This window comes from Paenibacillus zanthoxyli JH29, assembly GCF_000520715.1.
GTDB lineage: Bacteria > Bacillota > Bacilli > Paenibacillales > Paenibacillaceae > Paenibacillus_AQ > Paenibacillus_AQ zanthoxyli.
This window is the reverse complement of record NZ_ASSD01000382.1, coordinates 1-4,884: the sequence shown is the minus strand read 5'-3', so window position 1 is coordinate 4,884 and position 4,884 is coordinate 1. Positions and strand designations below refer to the sequence as shown.

Annotated in this window: 4 protein-coding genes; all 4 read right to left on the bottom strand. The window is 52.0% G+C overall.

The window, feature by feature from the left end; translation table 11 throughout:
* Positions 1 to 162: 162 nt before the first annotated feature.
* A complete protein-coding gene (locus L691_RS0114065) occupies positions 163 to 1,398 on the bottom strand; it encodes a Zn-dependent hydrolase (RefSeq protein WP_025691133.1) in 1,236 nt (411 codons plus the stop codon).
* 169 nt (positions 1,399 to 1,567) lie between these two features.
* On the bottom strand, positions 1,568 to 2,821 hold the full coding sequence (locus L691_RS0114060) for a PucR family transcriptional regulator (RefSeq protein ID WP_025691132.1): 1,254 nt from the start codon (positions 2,819 to 2,821) through the stop codon (positions 1,568 to 1,570).
* A 236-nt stretch (positions 2,822 to 3,057) separates the two neighbouring features.
* Positions 3,058 to 4,191 carry an alanine dehydrogenase gene (gene ald, locus L691_RS0114055; RefSeq protein WP_025691131.1) on the bottom strand — a complete coding sequence of 378 codons (1,134 nt, stop codon included), beginning with the start codon at positions 4,189 to 4,191 and terminating at the stop codon, positions 3,058 to 3,060.
* A gap of 111 nt (positions 4,192 to 4,302) precedes the next feature.
* Positions 4,303 to 4,884, bottom strand: a 582-nt coding sequence (locus tag L691_RS0114050; protein WP_025691130.1) for a beta-eliminating lyase-related protein, incomplete at its 5' end; no start/stop codon positions are given.

Sequence of the window (4,884 nt, the reverse complement as noted above, 5' to 3'; positions counted from 1 at the left end):
GGGCCGGTCAAGGAGCAATCCTTGACCGGCCCGCTTGCCGTATAAACCTTCAATTATTCCCGGAAATCAACAGGAGGCTGTCCCAGACAGGTCACACAAGACCTCTAACGGAACAGCCTCCTGCCATATAACATACGCGGAAGCCACGATTTCCTTGGAACCTTACTCCCCGCCATCTCCCAGCAGTGTCAGCACCGTTTCCAGCATCACATTTACGCCTTTTTCGCAATCCTCGTACGAGGTCAGCTCTTCTTCGCAGTGGCTCTTGCCCTTCACACTCGGAACGAAAATCATCGCCGACGGCAGGTAACTTGCGACGAACTGGGCGTCATGTCCGGCACCGCTGGCCATTTTTTTATGGGAATACCCGAGCGACTTCACCGAGCTTTCAATCGCGCCGCATACCCGGTCGTCGAACCACACGGTATCGCGGCCCCAAAGTTTCTTCTTGGAAACGGAGCAGCCCGCCTGCATCTCCGGAAGCGAGTTAATGACCGACACCACTTCGGCGATAACCTCTTCATTCTTATGCCGCGCCTCGACGGTGAAGACGACTTTATTCGGGATTACCGTGTGGATATTGGGATACACATTAACCCGGCCCATCGTATAGACCAGTTCAGGGTCCAACTCGCCCAGCTTGCTCCGCAGCTCCACCACCAAATCGGTAGCGGCGAAAAACGCGTCATTCCGCATGCCCATCGGCGTCGTGCCGGCGTGATTGGATTCCCCGGTAACTTCAATTTCATAACAGACCATGCCGACTACACAGTCTACGAGTCCGATCGTCAGGCCTTCTTTTTCAAGCACAGGACCTTGTTCGATATGCAGTTCCAAATAAGCGGACGCTTCCTTGATGCGGTTGGCGATGTCCCCTTCGTATCCGCTGGCCTTCAGCGCCTCCCCGAAGGTAACGCCTTCCGGGTCTTTGCTCTTCAGCATGACCTCTTTATCGAATTTGCCCGACAGCACGCCGGACGCCATCATCGAAGGCTCGAACCGAGCGCCTTCCTCATTCGTGAAGTTCATGACCGTTACCGGAATCCGCGGCTTAATGCCATGGTCCACAAGGGTTCGCACAACCTCAAGACCGGTGATTACGCCCAGAACACCGTCGAAACGCCCGCCTTTCACTACGCTATCCAGGTGGGAACCCATTACAATCGGGGGCTTATCCTCAGTGCCTTCCAGCGTCGCGTACATACAGCCCATATCGTCCACTCTGACGGTCATTCCCAGCTCTTCACAGCAGGAACGGAAGTAATCCCGCACCTTGATGTCCTCTTCGCTTAAGCTCAGCCGGGTAACGCCGTTTGCAGGCGTACGTCCGAAATCGGCAAATGCCTCGATGGTATCCTTCAGCCGGGAACCGTTCACGAATATGTTTTGCGTCTGCATTCCAATCCCTCCGTCCATGATCTGGTCACTCCTAAACACTATGTTACGACCCGCATCCTCACTTTTCATTGTACAGAGTGTAATAAGATTGGTGCAGTAATGCCTGGTTTATGTTACATCCATGTATATATTTTCTGCCATTCAATTCGTATAACCGCCATACCTTCCATCAACCTTCCGCAAACCACTGATTCAACTGCCGGGTCTCCTCCGTCAAAATATCCAAATAGATCGAGAAGCGGTAATGGGTATCCTTTAGATTTTTCCCCGTAATTTCGGAAATCCGATTCAATCTGTACATTAAGGTATTCGTATGAATATGCAAAAAAGCGGCCGACTCCTTCAGATTACCGTTAAAGGTGAGGTAGGCGGCGACGGTCTTAACAAAATCGGTCTTGTGAACCCGGTCATGCTCCTTCAGCGGATTAAGCAGGGGACTTCTGCGGCCCCGGCTGCGCTTCTGCTCGATAATCGCCGGAATATGCGCCCAAAACCCCATATCCTCGTATAACAGCAGCTCACGGGCTTGAAAAGGCAGCAGCCGCTTGATTTCGACAATGGACACCGCCTCCGTATAGGCAACGGCCGCAGAGAGATACTCCCCGTAATACAGACTGCATCCCCCCGATATCCGGCAGCCTTCGCTCTTGTTCATCTGTTCGACGAGCAGCGTCATAAAAGAGGACAGCGTCTGCGTCCCTTCTATTGAAAAGAGAAACGAAAACAGAATAATGATCCGGTTATGCTCCGTGGTTAGGAAGACTAGCGAGACACCGGAGTAGCTTTCCGCAGTCTGGCGGAATTTGAGCAGAAAATGGTCGTCCACCGCCCGGTCGGGTTCAAATACGCCGATAAAATATCCAGGCGGCAGCATGATGTTATCCAGCTCCGCATCCCGCTTAATATCCTGCTCCGTGCCGTAATGCGAGGTCAGCAGCTTCCAGAAAAAATCTTCCTGCGCCCGCGTCTGCTTCGTCTTCCAGCCCCGCTGCTTCAGCAGGTAGCGCGCGGCGATTTGCGCCGCTTTTTCCACGACGCTTTCCGCATATCCCTCCGCCAGATTGCCCGCATCCACGACCCAAATATAGCCGAGAACCTCCTTCTGGTGCTTGATGCACATCGCCAGGCGGGGGCCCAGCCCCACCTCCATTACACCCGATATCCGGATGGGATGCGGTGTATTCTCCAGCTGGCGCATGATGCCCTTTTTCCGCAAACCGATAATGACGGAGTCGGGCACACGCTTGCCGATGATCGTCGAGATCCGGGCAGGATCGCTTTCAAATTGATGGGAACTGTAGCCGATAACGTGATGCTTGTCATCTTCAATCGTCACTTGGGATTGCAGCGATTCGCTGATCGTATCCGCCAGGGACTCCATACTGTCAAAAAAACGGTCAAAACTAGGTCCGGTTTCTGCCATTTTTTCCACTCCAACCTTCCGAATAGCCGAGTCATTCATGCATACGAGATATTATGATTCTTAAGTTTTTTCATTATAGTATGCTTCATCTTTGCTGAAAACCTGCTATCAACAGATCCACTTCGACAAGCGCCGGGAAACTCAGGCCAAAAAAAGAACAGTCCCGTATTTAACGGGCACTGTTCCATAATTGGGAGTTGGAGTTCCTCTTCTTCATTGGGAATCTTATTCTCTATTTAGATCAGGGTGAATTCCTGTGACATCGCTTGGGCTACCGTGAAGTATTCCTCGCCGAGCGCTTCGGCCACAGCTTTGCAGGTGATTTTGCCATTCGCGATATTGACGCCGTTCAGCAGACCTTCATTCTCTTGAACAGCCTTCAGTGCGCCTTTGCCTGCGATTTGCAGCGCATAAGGAACGGTAACGTTCGTCAGGGCAATCGTTGATGTCTTGGCGACAGCGCCAGGCATGTTGGCTACAGAATAGTGCAGTACGCCGTGTTTTTCGAATACCGGATTGTCATGTGTCGTCACTTTGTCGATCGTCTCCACGATACCGCCTTGGTCGATGGCTACGTCAACGATTACAGAGCCCGGTTTCATCGTCTTCACCATTTCTTCCGTGACGAGCTTCGGAGCTTTCGCGCCCGGGATGAGCACCGCACCCACCAGCACGTCCGCTTCGGCAACCGCTTTGGCGATGTTGTACGGGTTCGAGATCAGCGTGTTGATTTGTGCACCGAAAATATCGTCCAGCTGGCGCAGTCTGTCGGCGCTCAGGTCGACAATCGTAACGTCCGCTCCAAGTCCGATGGCCATCTTGGCCGCATTCGTGCCGACAACGCCGCCGCCGATGATGCTGACCTTACCTCTGCTTACGCCGGGAACGCCAGCCAGCAGAATGCCTTGACCGCCATAGTTTCTTTGCAGGAATTGAGCGCCCAATTGAACGGACATCCGGCCAGCCACTTCGCTCATCGGCGTCAGCAGCGGCAGTGAACGGCCTTCGGTAACCGTCTCATAGCCGATGGCGAACACGCCTTTTTCTTGCAGCGCCTTTGCCAGAGCGGGCTCCGGAGCCAGATGCAGGTAGGTGAACAGTACAAGACCGGGACGGAAATAGCCGTATTCGCTCTCCAGCGGTTCTTTAACCTTCATTACCATTTCGGCGCTGCTCCACACCTCGGCGGCTCCTTCGATCAATTGCGCTCCGGCTTTCGCATATTCTTCATCCAGGAATCCGCTGCCCAGGCCCGCACCCTTCTCGACCAATACCGCGTGACCTTCCTTAACAAAGCTGACCACTCCGGCAGGGGTAATAGCTACCCGATTTTCATTATTTTTGATTTCCTTTGGAATTCCGATGATCATTCTTAACATCTCCTGTCTGGTGAATGTTTTCTATGTAAAGAATGATAACATACATTGCAGGCTTGCCATTTGGTGAAAATTCAAAAGTTTATCTATCATGATTGTGTTTTATCACAATACGGCTGCCAGTTTTTCATCCAGTATGGCAAACGCCCGGTGAAGTTCCTCCTTAGGAATAAGGGCATAGCGTTCGCCGACACTAATCTCGAAATAGCAGGAAGTTTCGCCAGTTTCCCTTAAATAATGCGTTAATCCGACACCTGTTTCCTCATATAACTCAATCAGCAAAGACTCCAACCGTTCTTTAGGCAGCGCCGCATGAACATGGAACATATTCGAGACAGGTTCTGCCGGAAGAGTGGAAATTTGTTGGCATTTGTTAAACAGAGCAGCCAGTTCCACCGCCTCCTCATAGTACCGCCCCATGTTAGGTAATCTCTCTTCAAAATAATAGTCGGCGGAGAGAATGTACGGGTACAGGCTGATCAAATCCCCGCCATGGCGTCTTTTCCATACCTTGGACTCTTCAGCGAGTCCGGTATCGCCCGCGAGAATCGCTCCGGCAATTCCTCCAATACCTTTATAAAAAGAGATATATACGCTGTCAAATAACGCGCAGACTTCAGCCGCAGATTTCTGATAGTAGGGCAGAACCTCGAACAGTCTTGCTCCGTCCAGGTGAAGAGCAATTCC